A 16528-nucleotide genomic window follows, 5' to 3' on the forward strand; every position below is an offset into this window, starting at 1 on the left:
GGTCTTGCGCACCTGTTCAACTATCTATTGTGCCACGCTTCAGCTCAAAGAGCGGTTGAGGTAAAGCACACAGCAGAGAGGCTGCTTAGGCCAAAGGGCAGAAAGGGAAGCCAGTCCACGCTGAAATCGCAATCTAGCAATACCAACTTAAAGTCATCGAACATAAATTCTATTATATGGTTATATAAGACATATGTTCGATACTTCGTTGGAGGTGCTTTGCACGCTGGGTCAGAGGCGAAAATGATTTATATCGATGATTCTGGGCGCCCGCAGTCTGGGTTAGTCGTTTATGGATGGATTGAGTTTTCGCAATATGAATGGCATGCCGTCATGAGATCCTGGCTAGACTTCAGAAAGCGTCTTTGGCGTCAATACAAAATTCCAGTTGATAAAGAACTCCACACTACTGAATTCGCCAACGGTCGTGGCGACCTGTCGAAAAGGTTTCCCGACGAATTCCGAGGTCCAGACGGAACACCCTACAAAAAAGACTTCGGAAAGTTCATTGCTCAAGAATGTCTTCTACAAATTTCTAGTATCCGTGGCGTTCGCGTAGGAGCCTGCTACCGCCGGGGTAAGCCAGAAGATTTTGCCCAAACTAGAACCGACCTATACAGGCTGCTTGTAGCAGATATTGATGGTCAGCTAAAGATTGATAATTCGCTTGGGCAAATCTACCTAGATGGTGAAGATGATATGTATCGCCACATACATAGAGAGCTGAAGCTACAGGACAGAAACATCATCGAAGACCCGGTAATGCTGAGTTCCAAAGATTCTCAACTAATTCAGATGGCTGATTTGGTAGCCTGGAGTGCCTATAGCGCTATCAACCGGCATGAAAGTCAAGAGTTTGCCTGGGACTGGTACCAAGACTATCTAGCGGCAAGAGACCCACGGAGGGCCCCTATCCAGTTACCAGAGCGTTAAACAGCTAGATCCCCTGGTTCTCCACGTACGGGAGAGGGGATCCGCACTACCAACTTTATGCCGCGCGGTAATAATTTTCAAGTGCGAGCGCTACAACAAGCCAGCTATCAACTAGCTGAGCTTGTGAGGCTAGCATCAATAAACCGCGAGCGCCCCGGCGCGAGCTCAAGAAGGTTAGTCGGCTAGTGGGCGTCCCCGCCTCGTCCGTTCTATCCCCTACAAAATACTCACCGGCTTGAAGATATCGGCGGCTACCAAAATCACGGTCATCAGCAGGAAGGCACCAGCGACCAGGTAGGTCAGGGGCAGGAGCTTGACGGGGTCGAAGGGGCCGGGGTCGCGGCGTCCGAGCAGTTTGGCGGTCTTGCGGCGGAAGCCCTCCCAGAGGGCGCCCAGAACGTGCCCGCCGTCAAGGGGCAGCAGGGGTATGAGGTTGAAGGCAAAGAGCATGAGGTTCATCTGGGCAACCAGGGAAACCAGGGAGGCTGCCTTATCGCGCAGAATAATCTGGTCGTGGGCGGCAATTTCACCGGCGATACGCCCCACACCCACGACTGAGACCGGGCTGTTGGCGTCGCGCTCGCCGTTGGTGACCAGGGTGACGGCTACCCCGTAGACGCGGGCGGGCAGCTTGATGAGGGTGGCTCCAATACGCTGCAGCGACTCCCCTACTGTCGGCAGTACCTCGCCAATGGTCCCGGGGGTTAGTTCGCTGGTGGGGCCAATGCCGATGAAGCCGACCTCTTGAGTTTGGTAGCTTCCGTCGGAGTTAGTGAGGTAGGTTCCGGTGAGTTCATCGTAGATAGGGCGTACGGTCAGCAGGGGGGTGATGGTGAGCTCTAGGCTCTGCCCCTTGCGTTCTACGGTGAGAGGCACCTCGGTATCGGCATTAGTGCGAATGAGCTCGGTCAGCTGGTCCCAGCTGGTAATGGTCTGCCCGGCAAAGACGGTGACGGTATCCCCCGGTTGCAGGCCCGCTGCGTTGGCGGGTGACCGAGGGTCTTCGGCTCCGCACTCGGTGGAGTTAGCGGTGTCGGCGTTGGTGGAGTCAACGGTTTGTACGCACTGGGCAACGCTCTGGACGCTGGTGGTCGGCTGGTAGGAGCCAAAGCCGGTCACGAGCACCGCGGTTGCCACCACACCGATGAGCAGGTTCATGAAAGGCCCGCCCAGCATAATGATGATGCGCTTATAGACCGGTAGCTGGTAGAAAAGCCTGCCCTGGTCGGCTTCGGTGATACGCTCGGCGTCCGCTTCCCTTGCCTCGCGGGCTAGCTGCTGGAGGGGGCTGGTGCCGCCGGCGCGTCCGTCCGCCCCGTCTTTGCCGGGCGGGTACATGCCAATCATCGAAATATAGCCGCCTAAGGGCAGGGCCTTGAAGCCGTACTCGGTTTCGCCGCGCCGCCAGGAGAAGAGGGTCTTGCCGAACCCAATCATGTACTGGGGTACGCGCACACCAAAGAGTTTGGCGGGCACCAGGTGCCCCAGCTCGTGCAGGGCAATAGATGCGGCGATAGCCAGGGCCATCAGCGCTACACCGATGATGAACAGTAGGACGGTCACGCGAGGGTGCTCCTTGTAGATGCGGCGCCCGTGGTGGTTGGGCAGGTCATCTGCCAGAGTACGCCATGGGGCTGGGAGCTGTCGCCTTAGATGGCCTTGGAGTTTGCCCACAAAGAGGGAGGGCGAGCAGGGCTTTGGGGTGGTTTTTACCTTTACTTTTGGGTCAAAAAAGCCTTTACGTCACAAAGTGTTAAAGAAGGGTTTTCTCTGCCTCATTCGGGCAGGGGGCAGGTGCCCCACAAGGGGCCATAAGCCCAGAATAGTCGCCTTGACATGGAGAAATACTACACAATAGTACACATTGGCGTTTTTAAGCATTTACCATACCTATTTTGTTTCACCGGGCAAACTAGGCACAATAGAAGGAGAAAGCGCGCCGCCTCAGCAAAGGCGCCACCCCCATCACTTCACGAGGAGCACTCATCATGACTGCACAGGTTGAAGCCCCCGCAACGGGAGTTTTTGTCAACGAACAATCCGCAAGCGCCTGGGAAGGCTTCACCCCCGGCCCCTGGCAAGACAGCATCGACGTGCGCGGCTTCGTCCTTGCTAACTACACCCCCTACGAAGGCGACGCAGCCTTCCTCGCCGGCCCCACCGACAAGACCCTGCGCGTCTGGGACACCCTCGAAAAGAACTACCTCTCCGTCGAACGCAAAAACCGCGTCTACGACGTAGACACCCACACCCCCGCAGAAATCGACGCCTTCCCCGCAGGCTACATCTCAGAGGACGACAACGTCATCGTCGGCCTGCAAACCGACGTACCCCTCAAGCGCGCCATGATGCCCAACGGCGGCTGGCGCATGGTCGAAACCGCAATCCGCGAAGCCGGTAAAGAACCCGACGAAAACATCAAGAAAATCTTCACCGAATACCGCAAGACCCACAACGACGCAGTCTTCGACATCTACACCCCCCGCATCCGCGCGGCCCGCTCCTCCCACATCATCACCGGCCTACCCGACGCCTACGGCCGCGGCCGCATCATCGGTGACTACCGCCGCGTAGCCCTCTACGGCGTCGACAATCTCATCGCCGACAAAGAACGCGCCAAGCACGCCGTTGCCGATCAAGGCTTCTCAGAGCACTGGGCCCGCTACCGCGAAGAGCACTCCGAACAGATCAAGGCCCTGAAGCGCCTCAAGAAGATGGCTGCCCTCTACGGTTTTGATATCTCCGGCCCGGCCCGCACCGCCCAGGAAGCCGTGCAGTGGACCTACTTCGCCTACCTGGCCTCCGTCAAGTCCCAGGACGGCGCCGCCATGTCCATCGGCCGCCTCTCAGGCTTCCTCGACGTCTACTTCGAACGCGACCTCGCAGCCGGCCTCATCACCGAAACCGACGCCCAGGAAATGATCGACGCCCTCGTCATCAAACTCCGCATCGTCCGCTTCCTACGCACCATCGACTACGACCAGATCTTCTCAGGCGACCCCTACTGGGCCACCTGGTCAGACGGCGGCTTCGCCGACGACGGCCGCACCCTCGTCACCAAAACCTCCTTCCGCCTCCTGCAAACCCTCCGCAACCTAGGCCCCGCCCCCGAACCCAACATCACCATCTTCTGGGACGAAAACCTACCCACCGGCTACAAGGAATTCTGCTCCGCCATCTCCATCGAAACCTCCTCCATCCAATACGAATCAGACCCCCAGATTCGCGAACAGTGGGGCGACGACGTCGCCATCGCCTGCTGCGTCTCCCCCATGAAAATCGGCAAGCAGATGCAGTTCTTCGGCGCCCGCGTCAACGCAGCCAAAGCCCTGCTCTACGCCATCAACGGCGGCCGCGACGAAATGACCGGCAAACTCATCGTCGAAGGCTACGAACCCATCAAGGGCGACGGCCCCCTCGACTTCGACGAAGTCTGGCTCAAATACGAAGAGATGCTCGACTGGGTCATCGCCACCTACGTTGAAGCCCTCAACATCATCCACTACAGCCACGACAAGTACGCCTACGAATCCATCGAAATGGCCCTCCACGACTCAGACATCATCCGAGCCATGGGCTGCGGCATCGCCGGCCTCTCCATCGTCGCCGACTCCCTTGCCGCCATCAAGTACGCCACCGTCACCCCCGTCCGCGACGAAACCGGCCTCATCGTCGACTACATCACCGAAGGCGACTTCCCCGCCTACGGTAACGACGACGACCGCGCCGACGACATCGCCGCCACCATCGTCCACACCGTCATGGAGAAAATCAAAGCCATCCCCCTCTACCGCGACGCCATCCCCACCCAATCGGTACTGACCATCACCTCCAACGTGGTCTACGGCAAAGCAACTGGCAACTTCCCCTCCGGCCACCGCGCAGGCACCCCCTTCTCCCCCGGCGCCAACCCCGAAAACGGCATGGACACCCACGGCATGGTCGCCTCCATGCTCTCGGTCGGCAAGCTGGACTACGAAGACGCCCTCGACGGCATCTCCCTGACCAACACCATCACCCCCACCGCCCTCGGCCGCACCAAGGAAGAACAGGTCACCAACCTGGTCGGAATCTTGGACGCAGGATTCATTCCTGAAGAGGACTAAAACTACAGAACGGCTCCCCAGGTTCGCGCTCGCTGCCGACCCTCTCACCTGGTTCGATAGCTGGCTCGCATGCTCGCCAGATTCGCGCCGAGATTTATTTTCCTCGCGCGCTCGGAATCTCGGTGCTCATCACCAGCGATTCACGCCAGCCACCGAGCCAGCAGCTTCGCCGCGAACCTGGGTCGCCTCAATATCCCAACCACATCACTCTCAAAGGAGAACATCATGGCCGTCAAGACCTACGAAGAGCGCCTCGCTTCCATGAAGGCAAACCGCGCCAACAAGACCGCCCCCAAGGGCCTCTACCACGCCAACATCAACGTCCTCAACCGCGAAACCCTCGAGGACGCCATGGAGAACCCCGACAAGTACCCCAACCTGACCGTCCGCGTCTCGGGCTACGCCGTCAACTTCGTGCGCCTCACCCGCGAGCAGCAGCTCGACGTACTCTCACGCACCTTCCACCACGGAGCCTAGTGATTCTTCATGTCACTTGATATCTCTCACGAGATAACCGATACCGCCGGCGAGCTAGCATTTGCTCCGCCGGCGGACCGGCATTCCGGGGCAGGCACCTGGGGTCTCGGCGAACTCACCGAACTCGAACGCTCCGCCCAACTCAAACTCATGCGCGAAGGCCAGCTAGGTTCAGTACACTCCTGGGAGCTGGTGACTGCCGTTGATGGGCCCGGCACCCGCATGACCATCTTCATGAACGGTTGCCCCCTGCGCTGCCTCTACTGCCACAACCCCGACACCTTCAACATGAAGGACGGCAAACCCGTTATGGCAGCCGACCTCATCAAAAAGATTAAGCGCATGCGCAAGGTCTTCAAAGCCACCGGCGGAGGCATCACTATCTCAGGCGGGGAAGTGCTCATGCAACGCCCCTTCGCCGAGAACATCCTCATGAGTGCCAAGTCTCTGGGTATTCACACCTGCATCGACACTTCAGGCTTTCTCGGAGCTCAGGCTTCAGACGAATTCCTTGACAACGTTGATTTGGTGCTGCTCGATGTTAAATCGGGTTCTGAAGAGGTGTACCGGGAACTCACAGGTCGCGCCCTACAACCCACCATCGACTTCGGCGACAGGCTCTCAGCCCTGGGCAAGAAAATCTGGATCCGCTTTGTGCTGGTGCCCGGCTACACCGATGACCCCGACAATATTGAAAAGGTCGCCGACATCGTCTGCCGCTGGCGCAACGTGGTTGAACGGGTAGAGGTGCTACCCTTCCACCAGATGGGCACCGATAAGTGGGAGTCCCTGGGCTACGACTACAAGCTCAAGGACGTCCACCCGCCCAGCAAAGAAGCCACCGAAGCCGCCCGCGACATCTTCCGCGCACGCGGGCTCACCGTTTTCTAAATCGCAGAAGACAAGGACGCCCCCACCCGTTCCCCTGCCAATGGGCAGGAAGCCGGGTCGGGGGCGTCCTCATGCAATATCGAAGCTAGAAGGCAAGCTGCCTAGACCTGCCCTAGAATCTGGTTGGCGCGGGTACGGGCCCAGCGCTCAGCCTCCAGCACCGCGTCCAAGGTGAGGGAGCCAGACTCAGCCAGAGCCGAAGAACTAGCATGCTCATCAAGCACCCGGCCGGTTGCCTCAATCATGTCAGTAAAACGAATGGCCCCGGAGTGAAAGGCAGCTACCGCCTCCTCGTTCGCCGCATTGAAGACCGCCGGGAAGGTGCCGCCCCGCTGGCCCGCCCGCTTAATCATCTCCACCGCCGGGAAGGCCTTGTTATCCAGGGGTTCAAAAGTCCACTCGGTAGCCTGCGACCAGTCACAGGGCTGCGCGATACCCGGAATACGGTGGGGCCAGGTCAGCCCCAGGGCAATGGGCAGCAGCATGGTGGGCGGGGACGCCTGAGCCAGGGTCGAGCCGTCCACAAACTGCACCATAGAATGCACCACCGACTGGCGGTGAACCGTCACATCAATGCGGTCCAGGTCAATGCCGAAGAGGTGGTGGGCCTCCAGCACCTCCAGGGCCTTATTGACCATAGAGGCCGAGTTGGTGGTCACCACCAGCCCCATGTCCCAGGTGGGGTGAGCCAGGGCCTGTGCCGGAGTGACCTCCCGCAGCTGTTCATAGGTCATGCCCCTAAAGGGCCCACCCGAGGCGGTCAGCACCAGCCGGTCAATCTCCCGGTCAGTGCCCGATGCTAGAGCCTGGGCCAGGGCAGAATGCTCAGAATCCACCGGAATCATGGGCTGGTCCAGGGGTGAGGCGTCCACGGCGGCCTTGACCAGCTCGCCACCGGCAATCAGCGATTCCTTGTTCGCCAGGGCCACCTGGGAGCCTGCCTGCAGGGCAGCCAGGGTGGGTTCCAGGCCGATAGAGCCGGTAATGCCGTTGAGCACAACGTCCGCCCCGGCGCGGGCTGCGGCGGTGGCGGCGTCCTTGCCCCACTCAATCTGGGGGCTGTAGCCCGGTGCCAGCTCAGCCAGCAGCGAGCGCAGGGTGGCGGCGTCCGCTTCGGTGCCGCTGGTAGCGACCAGGTGCGGACGCAGGCGGGCGGCCTGCTCTGCCAGAAGGGGCAGGGAGCGGGAGCCGGCTGAGAGGGCGGTGACGCGCACGGGAGCGTCGTCGCTACCTGTGGAGGTTCCTGCCAGGGAGTTGAGGTGGTCGATGACCTGCACGCCCTGGGTGCCGATGGACCCGGTGGAGCCGAGCAGGGTGACCGTCCGCCCGCCCTGCAGGAAGTCTGCTAGCTGGTCGGTGAGGGTTTCGCGGGAGGCGCCGAAGCGCTGAGTTGAGCCAAATCGCATGGTTCTATGTTCTCACATCGGCTCTAGTTGCCCTCGAAGAAGGCCCGCAGGGCGGCCCGCTGGGCAGCTTCAAGTTCGCGGACGACCGGGGCTGTGGGCTTCAGGCCGGGGGCGTCGTGGTACATGCCGGGTACCTCATACAGGGTGCTTTCGACCCCGGCGGCCAGCAGGCGCTGGTGGTAGGAGGAGTTCTCGGCGTAGAAGAGGTCGATATCACCTACGCTAATCCAGGTTGCCGGTAGGCCCGCCAGGTTGTGGCGGCGGGCAGGGGCGGCGTAGTCGGGCAGGGAAGCTGCGCCCGCGCGTCCGCCCAGGTAGGTATTCCAGGCCAGTTTGTTATCGAGGGCGGTCCAGAGCCAGCGGCCCTGGCCGGGCTGAGCGGGTCGGTCGGTGCGATCATCGAGCATGGGGTAGGCAAGCAGTTGGAAGCCGACCGGGTGGCCGGTGTCCAGGGCTTTTTGGGCCAGGGCGGCTGCTAGGCCGCCACCGGCGCTAGAACCTGCCAGGGCAATCTTGGCAGGGTTGATGCCGTACTTTTCAGCCTGGGTTTGCAGCCAGCGCAGGGCAGCGTAGCAGTCGTCGAGGTCGGCGGGGAAGGGGGCCTCACCGGCGTTGCGGTATTCGACGGAGAGGACGGGTACGCCCAAGTCGGCAGCCATCTGGGAGACTTTTGCCTGGTCGGGGCCCGCGGAACCGAGCACGTGCCCGCCCCCGTGAATCCAGAGCACGGCTCCGTCGTACTGGCGGTGCTCGGGCAGGTTGAGGTAGCAGGGCAGGCCACCGGGCAGGTCGGGCTGGGCCACATCGACCATTTCGACGCGGACGCCGGGGGCCGGGGGCGCAACGACGGCAAAGGCGCGCTGGGGCTCGCGCTTCAGGCGTCCTTTCAGGGCAACGTAACCGGGGCGGGGTGCGATAAAGAGCTTCCAGTGGCGGAGCTCCGGGTGGACGTACTTATACTGCTGGTAGCCCCAAAAGGCAAAGTGACCGGCGGTGGCGAGGGCGAGCCCACCGGCTAAGGTGGTGAGGGTGCTTTTCTTCATACCTTAAGTTTTACACCCCGGTAGGTACCATCTAGGTCAGAAAAACCCACCTAGTTGATGGTCATTTCTGACCTAGATGGTACCTACCCTGCTAGCCGACGATATCGAAGCTCTGCAGCTTCTTCTTACTCGCCTTACCGCCCTCGGTCTGCAGGCCCAGCAGTTCAGCGTAGATACCGCCGGATGCCGCCAGATCAGTCGGACTGCCCACCTCATCGATGCGTCCCTCCTTGAGGGTAACGATGCGGTCCACGGTGGCAATGGTGGAAAGACGGTGAGCAATGATCAGGGAGGTGCGGCCCTCCATCAGTTCTTCCAACCCCTTCTGTACGGCCCGCTCGGCCTTGGTGTCCAGGGCACTGGTCGCCTCGTCAAGAATCAGAATCGGGGCGTCCTTCAGCATAGCCCGGGCAATGGCAATGCGCTGCTTTTGCCCGCCCGACAGTTTCAGGCCGCGCTCACCAATCAGTGACTCGTAGCCGTCCGCAAACCTCGAAATGAAATCGTGGGCGTTCGCCTTAGTGGCAGCCTCGATAATCTGCTCCCGGGTAGCGTCGGGGCGGCCGTAGGCAATATTCTCGGCAATGGTGCCCGAGAAGAGCGAGGCGTCCTGGAATACCATGCCAATCAGCGAGCGCACCTGCGCCAGGTCACTGCCGGCAATATCCATACCATCAACCAGCACCCGGCCCTCACGCGGGTCATAGAGACCCTCAAGCAGGGCCATCAGGGTCGACTTGCCCCCGCCGGACTCCCCCACAAAGGCAATACGCTCCCCGCGTTTGACCACCAAATCAATCCCGTGCAGCACATCTGCTTCGCCCTCATAGCCGAAGGTCACGCCCTCAAAGCCGACGAGTTCAGCCCCGGGTTCAGCGGTGATGCTGGCGGCAGCGGCGTCAGTAGCGGTTTTTGTAGCGGAGTCCGGACGCGCCCCGGCAGCCCCGGCAGCCCCGGCGGTAATGGCCAGGGCGCGGGCGTCTGACTGCCGTTCCATGACCTCGAAGTAGTCCTTAGAACCGGCGATAGCGCGCTGGGCGGTGTCGACGATCCAGGAGAGCGAATTAATGGGAGCTACCGCCATGGCCAGAAGCTGAATGAGCAGCACCATGTCACCGATGGTGAAGTCCCCGGCCAGGGTGCGCAGGAAAATCAGCAGGTAGAGGGCGAAGAAGATGAGGTTGAGGAAGGAGAGCCGGGCAACGTCCATAGCGTGCCAGAACTTAGACTGGGCGCGGGTGAGCCCGATGGTCTTTTCGAAACGACCACCGAAATCAGTGAGTTCTCGGCGCTCGCGGCCGAAGGACTTCACCACACGAATCTGCCCGATAACTTCGGCAAAGCGGCCGGATGCGATGTCGATGTTCTCGTTCTTCTCACCTTCCCAGACCTGCCATTTTTCGCTGGTTTTGCTGGTGAGCCAGAAGTAGACCGGGAAGATAATAATGAGCAGCAGCCCCAGGGGCCAGTAGTAGATAGAGCTAATCACAATCACCGAAACCGTGGTGAGTACCAGGGAGATGAAGGTGTTGCTCATGGTCTTCACGAAGTTGGTGACTTCGGTGATGGAGCGGTTGAGGCGGGCGATAATGGTGCCGGTCAGCTCGGTATCGAAGTAGGACAGGGGCAGGGAGAGCAGTTTCTCGTAGTAGCGCACCGACAGGATGGTGCGCATGCGCTGGCTCATCACATCACCGATATAGCCGCCGATGTTGGTGGTCAGCACACTCACCAGCTGGGCTGCCAGATAGGCAACCGCGAACCAGGCGATGGCTGTGCCGGTGGTGGGGGCTGAACCGTTCAGGTGCCCCACAACGGCATCGGTTGCCCCCGAAATAATGAAGGGAGCCAGCAGGGAAGTTGCGCTGGTCAGCACCGCACAGATGATAATTCCTACGAAGTAGGGCCATAGCTCTTTTGTGGCTCTAACGATTCTGGCGATGCTTTTCATGAAAATCCCTACCTGCCGGTGTTCTTGTGGTGCCCCACTACCCTACCGCCGGCGTCCGCCCACCTGGTTGAGGGGGCAGTGTTCTTTTGCCCACGCGGGTAGCACAAAGCCCCGGTGGGCGTCTTGTCCTTGGGTAAGGACGGACGCCCGCCGGGGCTTGAGTGCTTAGGGCTAGGCCGCTAGGGCTTAGGCCTTGTTCTTGGTGATGGCACCGTAGATCCAGAGGACCAGCAGTGAGCCTACAACGGCGGTGAAGAGGGTGCCGATGCTGAAGCTCTGGATGCCGTCTGACAGGCCGGGGATGAAGCTACCGATAAAGCCACCGAGAAGCGCACCTACGATACCGAGAACCATGGTGACCAGAATGCCGCCACCCTGCTTACCGGGCATAATCAGCTTTGCGAGGGCACCAGCAATGAGACCAAGAACGATCCAACCGAAAATTGACATGTTTTCCTTCTTTCATAGGGTTACGGGGATGAGCCCGAATTGTTCAGTGTGCTTCTAGTTTATATCAAATTCCAAGATAAAGCTAAGCAAGCTACAAGTGTGTTGGCTTACCATTTCCCCGCGTTATACCCTCGACCTCACACAGAAACCCCCACCACCGACGAACCCTGCCACGGGTGGCCAGCAATGGGGGTTTACAGCGGGCGCGAGCCTACCGGCTCTTAGTGGTCGATAGCTCCTTCGGCTCCAACACCGGTAAGAGAGCGAACTTCCATCTCAGCCTGCTTGATCTCATCTTCCTTATCGCCACCGAGTGAGCCCAGGAAGCCCAGCAGGAAGGCTGCAGGAATCGCTACGATACCGGGGTTAGCCAGGGGGAACCAGGCAAAGTCAGCACCGGGAATCATAGAGGTCTCAGCACCGGACATCACCGGGGAGAAGATAATCAGGATCACCGAGATGCCCAGACCACCGTACATAGACCAGAGGGCACCGCGGGTCTTGAAGCCCTTCCAGAAGAGGGAGTAGACGATGGTGGGCAGGTTAGCCGAGGCAGCTACCGCGAAAGCCAGAGCCACCAGGAAGGCTACGTTCTGCCCCTGAGCGCCGATACCACCTGCAATGGACAGCAGGCCAATAACAACCACGGTGGTTTTTGCTACGCGGATTTCCTTGGCGGGGTCAGCGTTGCCCTTGCAGATAACGTTGGTGTAGATATCGTGGGCGAAGGAGGCGGACGCGGTAATCGCCAGACCCGCCACCACGGCCAGAATGGTTGCGAAAGCAACCGCCGCGATAACACCCATCAACAGGGAACCACCCAGCTCGAAGGCCAGCAAGGGGGCTGCCGAGTTGACGCCGCCGGGAGCTGCCTTGATGGCATCCGCACCCACCAGAGCTGCAGCGCCGAAGCCCAGCACCAGAGTGAAGAGGTAGAAGAGGCCAATCAGCACGATAGCCCAGACCACCGACTTACGCGCCTCCTTAGCTGTGGGAACGGTGTAGAAGCGCATCAGAACGTGAGGCAGGCCAGCTGCACCGAAGACCAGAGCCAGGGAGAGAGAGATAAAGTCCAGCTTGGTCAGATCATTCAGACCGTATTTGAGGCCAGGCTCCAGAATAGCTGGGTTACCGGAGGTTTCAACCGCCGAACCGAGCATAGCGGAGAAGTTGAAGCCGTAGATTGCCAGAATCCAGATGGTCATAATAGCAACGCCAGAAACCAGCAGAACAGCCTTGATAATCTGCACCCAGGTGGTACCCTTCATGCCGCCGATGAGCACGTACACAATCATGAGCACGCCCACGATAATGATGACCAGTGACTGACCAGCCTTGGAGCTAATACCCATCAGCAGGGAGACCAGGGCACCCGCACCGGCCATCTGAGCCAGCAGGTAGAAGAGGGTAACTGCCAGAGTTGAGATACAGGCAGCAATTCGAACGGGGCGCTGGCGCAGACGGAAGGAGAGCACATCCGCCATGGTGAACTTACCGGTGTTACGTAGGGGCTCAGCTACCAGCAGCAGCGCTACCAGCCAGGCAACCAGGAAGCCAATCGAGTAGAGGAAGCCATCATACCCCTGCAGGGCAATAGCACCCACAATACCCAGGAAGGAGGCAGCCGAGAGGTAGTCACCCGCGATAGCAAGACCATTTTGGGTACCGCTAAAGGATCGCCCACCGGCGTAGTAGTCTGCCGCGGTCTTGTTGTTCTTAGAGGCGCGAAGCACCACCACCATGGTGGCCAAAACGAAAGCCCCAAAAACCGCCATGTTCACCCAGGGGGTGCCCACGGTCTGAGTGCTAGCTTCAGCAGCCAGCAGAGTTCCTGTTGACGTCATGAGATCCACCCCTTAGTGAGTCTTATGGGCGTAGTGCCCTGATTCAATGTCAGCGCGAAGGCTGCTTGCGCGCGGGTCAAGCTTCTTGTTTGCAAAAGCCACATACCAGCCGGTGATGGTGAAAGTAGTGACGAACTGCAGAAGACCGAAGATAATGCCAATATTGACATTGCCCAGCACCTTAGTTGCCATGAAGCCGGGGGCATAGACCGCCAGAATCACGTAGAGCAGATACCAAACGAGGAAGGCTACGGTCATGGGAAAAACGAAGGACCTATGGGTTGATCGAAGATCTTTAAACTCACCGCTCTTCTGGGCTGCCCGGAAGTCAACATGCTCAGCGTCGATAACAGGCTGGTGAGATTCAGGTGATGTGTGTGTCATCACTACCTCCTTTGTGTAACTGAACACACATTAGCCTGTTATCTGCGTTACATACAAGTATCTCGACTAAAAAATGCGGACCACCTGAAATATTTCAGGTGGTCCGCACAATTGAGCTTTTCTTCGTTTACTGGGCAGTATCCTTGAGATACTCAATAGCCCGATCCAGGAAGGCATCAACCTGGGTTTCCTCATACGAGAGGTTCCCCGTCGCCGGGCTAAAAGCTGCTGCCCTAATATCAGCGGGGGTGAGCGCGTCCGCCCCCTTCAAATGGGACAAGAGACGCTCGCAGAGAGTATCAACCTCCTTGGTGAAATACCCCTTGGTCAGCCGTTTGGCAGGCCTGCGAAAGCGCTGCCCGGCGGGGCGCTCTAGGCGGCCAAGCAGCAGTTCCCGCAGTTTCTCAACCGCCTGATCCCAGGCCAGCTGGCCGTAGCGCTGTACGTAAAGGTGGCGTTCCAGCTCGCAGAAACGATCCTCAACCTTATCGAGAGCCGCGTCCACATCGTCCGGGGCATAACCGCCCTTCTCAGGCTCAAAAACCGCCTCGCGCACTGTGCGGGAGGTATGCACATCTGCCCCCACCTCGGCACCCGAAAGCATCAGCTCATAGTCGTCGGCTAGGCGGGTGAAAAAGGAGTCCACGGCAGCCACCGAGTACCCCTTCTCGTGGGAGCTAACCCGGCGGAACTCTCCGGAAGATTCAGCCTGATGTTTCATTGAGCCTCCAAATATCTGGCAGCACCCGCCTCTAGAAGAGGGCTGAGAGCACCGAGAAAATCACGTAACCGATAGCGATAGCGAACACGATGGAATCCAGGCGGTCCATCACACCACCGTGGCCGGGCAGAATATTCGACATGTCCTTAATGCCGATTTCACGCTTGACCATGGACTCCCCCAGGTCACCCGCTGTTGAGGCAATCACCAAGAAGACCGCCACAATCAGACCGTACCACCAGGGGTCGCCGATGAAGAGCGAACAGATGATGCCCACAATAATGGAGCCCACCATTGACCCGGCAAAACCCTCCCAGGTTTTCTTGGGGGAGATTTTGGGGGCCATAGGGGTCTTGCCCCATTTCACGCCGGCGATGTAGCCCCAGGTGTCGTTACCGATAGCCATGAGCAGAATCATGAGCACTTTGCCGGGGCCCGATTCTTCGCGGTAGAGCAGCAGGGCCAGGGAAATCATGAAGGGCACCCAGGACATCACGAAGATGGAGCCCATAATCGACATAATCATGCCGTCGCGGTGCCCCACGATACGCCAGCCAATCAGCACCAGAATCGAGGCGACCACGGTAAAAATCAGCCAGGAGCCGCCGCCATAGTAGGCGGCGAAAGGCATAATCAGCGCGGTGGCAACGGCGGGGATAACGGGGATTCCCATGCCGCGTTTCTGGTTGAGCCCGTGGCAGACCTCCCAGGTACCCACCGACACGGCAGCAGCCGCCAGGAGCACAAGAATAAGAGGGACGAAAAACAAACCCACCGCCAGCAACGCGCCCAGCACGAGGCCGACGGTGATGGCGGCGGGTAGGTTCCTGCCGGCTTTAGAGGCCTGGGGCGGCTGTTCTTGAGATTGAACAGTCATTCGGATTTAGACCTCGAGCAGTTCAGCTTCCTTGGACTTCAGCAGCGCATCAACGGTGTCGATGTGCTTCTTGGTCAGGGCATCGAGTTCCTTTTCACCGCGTGCGCCCTCGTCCTCACCGATTTCGCCGTCCTTGACCAGCTTGTCGAGAGCGGTCTTGGCGTGGCGGCGGGTGTTGCGCACAGCAACGCGGCCTTCTTCAGCCTTGTGGCCGGCCATCTTGATGTATTCCTTGCGGCGCTCTTCGGTCATTTCGGGCATGACAACGCGCACGACGTTGCCGTCGTTGGCGGGGTTAGCACCGAGGTCTGAGTCGCGGATTGCCTTTTCGATAGCACCCAGGGCGCTCTTGTCGTAGGGGGTGATCAGGACGGTGCGAGCTTCGGGGGTCTGGAAGGACGCCAGCTGCTGCAGGGGGGTGGGGGCACCGTAGTAGTCTGCGGTGAGGTTTGCGAAGAGGGCGGGGTTGGCGCGTCCGGTGCGGATTGAGGCAAATTCGTTCTTGAGAGCCTCGACGGACTTGTCCATCTTTTCGCCGGCTTCGAGCAGGGTTTCTTCAACCATCTGTTGTTAGTCCTTTAGGGTTGTGCCCGTCTGTGGGCGCGGTGTAGGTAGTCTTTATCTAGTCTAGTGGTCTTGGAGCTTTTAGGCAGTAACCAAAGTGCCAATCTCCTCACCGAGGATGGCGCGAGCCACATTTCCCTCTCCCTGCATACCGAAGACGCGCATGGTGACGTTGTTGTCCTTGCAGAGGGAGAAGGCGGTCTGGTCCATGACGCGGATGTTGCGCTTGAGGGCTTCATCGTAGGTGAGCTTGTAGAGGCGCTCGGCGTTGGGGTCCTTGTTGGGGTCGGCGGTGTAGATGCCGTCCACGCCGTTCTTGGCGACGAGGACCTCGTCGGCGTGGATTTCGAGGGCACGCTGGGCCGAAACGGTATCGGTGGAGAAGTAGGGCAGACCTGCACCGGCGCCAAAGATGACGACGCGGTCTTTTTGCATGTGGCGGATGGCGCGGCGGGGGATGTAGTTTTCTGCGACCTGCTGCATGGAGATGGCGGACTGGACGCGGGTGTCGATGCCGGCCTGTTCCAGGAAGTCCTGCAGGGCAAGAGAGTTCATGACGGTGCCCAGCATGCCGATATTGTCGGCGCGGGAGCGGTCCATGCCGGCTTCTGAGAGCTCTGCTCCGCGGAAGAAGTTGCCGCCACCAACGACGACTGCGACTTCGACCCGACCGATGGTTGAGGCGATCTGTTCTGCGATACCGCGGACGACCTCGGTGGAGATACCAACTTCACCGCCGCCGAAGACCTCGCCGGAGAGCTTGAGTAGGACGCGGCGGCGGCCGGTATCGTCGCGGTGGATGGTTCGGGTTGACTCTGCCATGGTGGCCCTCCTGAAAAAGGTCAAAATTTTTTTGCGGCATCCCTTGCGCGCTTTGTTTC

Annotated in this window: 15 protein-coding genes; 4 read left to right on the top strand and 11 right to left on the bottom strand. The window is 59.6% G+C overall.

Going from position 1 to position 16528, the window contains the following annotated elements:
- The first annotated feature begins 243 nt into the window (after window positions 1-243).
- Window positions 244-933, top strand: coding sequence for a DUF3800 domain-containing protein (locus tag L6762_RS08755; RefSeq protein ID WP_237186877.1), 690 nt, complete (start codon window positions 244-246; stop codon window positions 931-933).
- A gap of 216 nt (window positions 934-1149) precedes the next feature.
- On the opposite strand, the gene L6762_RS08760 is transcribed toward L6762_RS08755, so the two are convergent.
- On the bottom strand, window positions 1150-2496 hold the full coding sequence (locus L6762_RS08760) for a M50 family metallopeptidase (protein ID WP_237186878.1): 1347 nt from the start codon (window positions 2494-2496) through the stop codon (window positions 1150-1152).
- A 425-nt stretch (window positions 2497-2921) separates the two neighbouring features.
- On the opposite strand from L6762_RS08760, the gene L6762_RS08765 reads away from it, so the two are divergent.
- The 3 genes from L6762_RS08765 to pflA all read left to right on the top strand — a co-directional run bounded on the left by L6762_RS08765 (window position 2922) and on the right by pflA (window position 6407).
- Window positions 2922-5039 (top strand): pyruvate formate lyase family protein, encoded by a 2118-nt coding sequence (locus tag L6762_RS08765; RefSeq protein WP_237186879.1) that lies wholly within the window; start codon window positions 2922-2924, stop codon window positions 5037-5039.
- Window positions 5040-5264: 225 nt separating this feature from the next.
- Entirely contained in the window at window positions 5265-5516 is a 252-nt protein-coding gene (gene grcA2 / locus L6762_RS08770; protein ID WP_083093496.1) for an autonomous glycyl radical cofactor GrcA2, read from the top strand.
- A gap of 9 nt (window positions 5517-5525) precedes the next feature.
- Window positions 5526-6407, top strand: coding sequence for a pyruvate formate-lyase-activating protein (pflA, locus tag L6762_RS08775; protein ID WP_237186880.1), 882 nt, complete (start codon window positions 5526-5528; stop codon window positions 6405-6407).
- 101 nt (window positions 6408-6508) lie between these two features.
- Here the strand turns inward: pflA and dxr are convergent, their stop codons facing one another.
- The 10 genes from dxr to pyrH form a co-directional block, all read right to left on the bottom strand.
- Window positions 6509-7813: a 1-deoxy-D-xylulose-5-phosphate reductoisomerase gene (dxr, locus tag L6762_RS08780; RefSeq protein ID WP_237186881.1), complete on the bottom strand. Its 1305-nt coding sequence runs from the start codon at window positions 7811-7813 to the stop codon at window positions 6509-6511.
- 23 nt (window positions 7814-7836) lie between these two features.
- A complete protein-coding gene (locus tag L6762_RS08785; RefSeq protein WP_237186882.1) occupies window positions 7837-8856 on the bottom strand; it encodes an alpha/beta hydrolase fold domain-containing protein in 1020 nt (339 codons plus the stop codon).
- Between the two features lie 91 nt (window positions 8857-8947).
- Complete coding sequence (locus L6762_RS08790; protein WP_237186883.1) at window positions 8948-10807, bottom strand: ABC transporter ATP-binding protein; 1860 nt, start codon at window positions 10805-10807, stop codon at window positions 8948-8950.
- A 186-nt stretch (window positions 10808-10993) separates the two neighbouring features.
- A complete protein-coding gene (locus tag L6762_RS08795; protein ID WP_185173300.1) occupies window positions 10994-11257 on the bottom strand; it encodes a GlsB/YeaQ/YmgE family stress response membrane protein in 264 nt (87 codons plus the stop codon).
- 221 nt (window positions 11258-11478) lie between these two features.
- Window positions 11479-13101 (bottom strand): solute symporter family protein, encoded by a 1623-nt coding sequence (locus L6762_RS08800; RefSeq protein ID WP_237186884.1) that lies wholly within the window; start codon window positions 13099-13101, stop codon window positions 11479-11481.
- A 12-nt stretch (window positions 13102-13113) separates the two neighbouring features.
- Window positions 13114-13485, bottom strand: a complete 372-nt coding sequence (locus tag L6762_RS08805; protein WP_237186885.1) for a DUF485 domain-containing protein — start codon at window positions 13483-13485, stop codon at window positions 13114-13116.
- Between the two features lie 127 nt (window positions 13486-13612).
- Window positions 13613-14206 carry a DivIVA domain-containing protein gene (locus L6762_RS08810; protein WP_237186886.1) on the bottom strand — a complete coding sequence of 198 codons (594 nt, stop codon included), beginning with the start codon at window positions 14204-14206 and terminating at the stop codon, window positions 13613-13615.
- Window positions 14207-14237: 31 nt separating this feature from the next.
- Entirely contained in the window at window positions 14238-15083 is an 846-nt protein-coding gene (locus tag L6762_RS08815) for a phosphatidate cytidylyltransferase (protein ID WP_237186887.1), read from the bottom strand.
- A 6-nt stretch (window positions 15084-15089) separates the two neighbouring features.
- Window positions 15090-15647 (bottom strand): ribosome recycling factor, encoded by a 558-nt coding sequence (gene frr / locus L6762_RS08820; protein WP_185173305.1) that lies wholly within the window; start codon window positions 15645-15647, stop codon window positions 15090-15092.
- An 81-nt stretch (window positions 15648-15728) separates the two neighbouring features.
- Window positions 15729-16469, bottom strand: coding sequence for a UMP kinase (gene pyrH / locus L6762_RS08825; RefSeq protein ID WP_237186888.1), 741 nt, complete (start codon window positions 16467-16469; stop codon window positions 15729-15731).
- Between the last annotated feature and the right edge of the window lie 59 nt (window positions 16470-16528).

It is taken from the genome of Rothia nasimurium (assembly GCF_928381705.1).
GTDB classification, from domain to species: domain Bacteria; phylum Actinomycetota; class Actinomycetes; order Actinomycetales; family Micrococcaceae; genus Rothia; species Rothia nasimurium_G.

Bases quoted from the DNA above. Each gene is read 5' to 3' on its own strand.
- L6762_RS08755 (WP_237186877.1), top strand. From the start codon at position 244: ATGATTTATATCGATGATTCTGGGCGCCCGCAGTCTGGGTTAGTCGTT.
- L6762_RS08765 (WP_237186879.1), top strand. From the start codon at position 2,922: ATGACTGCACAGGTTGAAGCCCCCGCAACGGGAGTTTTTGTCAACGAA.
- grcA2 (WP_083093496.1), top strand. From the start codon at position 5,265: ATGGCCGTCAAGACCTACGAAGAGCGCCTCGCTTCCATGAAGGCAAAC.
- pflA (WP_237186880.1), top strand. From the start codon at position 5,526: ATGTCACTTGATATCTCTCACGAGATAACCGATACCGCCGGCGAGCTA.
- dxr (WP_237186881.1), bottom strand. From the start codon at position 7,813: ATGCGATTTGGCTCAACTCAGCGCTTCGGCGCCTCCCGCGAAACCCTC.
- L6762_RS08785 (WP_237186882.1), bottom strand. From the start codon at position 8,856: ATGAAGAAAAGCACCCTCACCACCTTAGCCGGTGGGCTCGCCCTCGCC.
- L6762_RS08790 (WP_237186883.1), bottom strand. From the start codon at position 10,807: ATGAAAAGCATCGCCAGAATCGTTAGAGCCACAAAAGAGCTATGGCCC.
- L6762_RS08795 (WP_185173300.1), bottom strand. From the start codon at position 11,257: ATGTCAATTTTCGGTTGGATCGTTCTTGGTCTCATTGCTGGTGCCCTC.
- L6762_RS08800 (WP_237186884.1), bottom strand. From the start codon at position 13,101: ATGACGTCAACAGGAACTCTGCTGGCTGCTGAAGCTAGCACTCAGACC.
- L6762_RS08805 (WP_237186885.1), bottom strand. From the start codon at position 13,485: ATGACACACACATCACCTGAATCTCACCAGCCTGTTATCGACGCTGAG.
- L6762_RS08810 (WP_237186886.1), bottom strand. From the start codon at position 14,206: ATGAAACATCAGGCTGAATCTTCCGGAGAGTTCCGCCGGGTTAGCTCC.
- L6762_RS08815 (WP_237186887.1), bottom strand. From the start codon at position 15,083: ATGACTGTTCAATCTCAAGAACAGCCGCCCCAGGCCTCTAAAGCCGGC.
- frr (WP_185173305.1), bottom strand. From the start codon at position 15,647: ATGGTTGAAGAAACCCTGCTCGAAGCCGGCGAAAAGATGGACAAGTCC.
- pyrH (WP_237186888.1), bottom strand. From the start codon at position 16,469: ATGGCAGAGTCAACCCGAACCATCCACCGCGACGATACCGGCCGCCGC.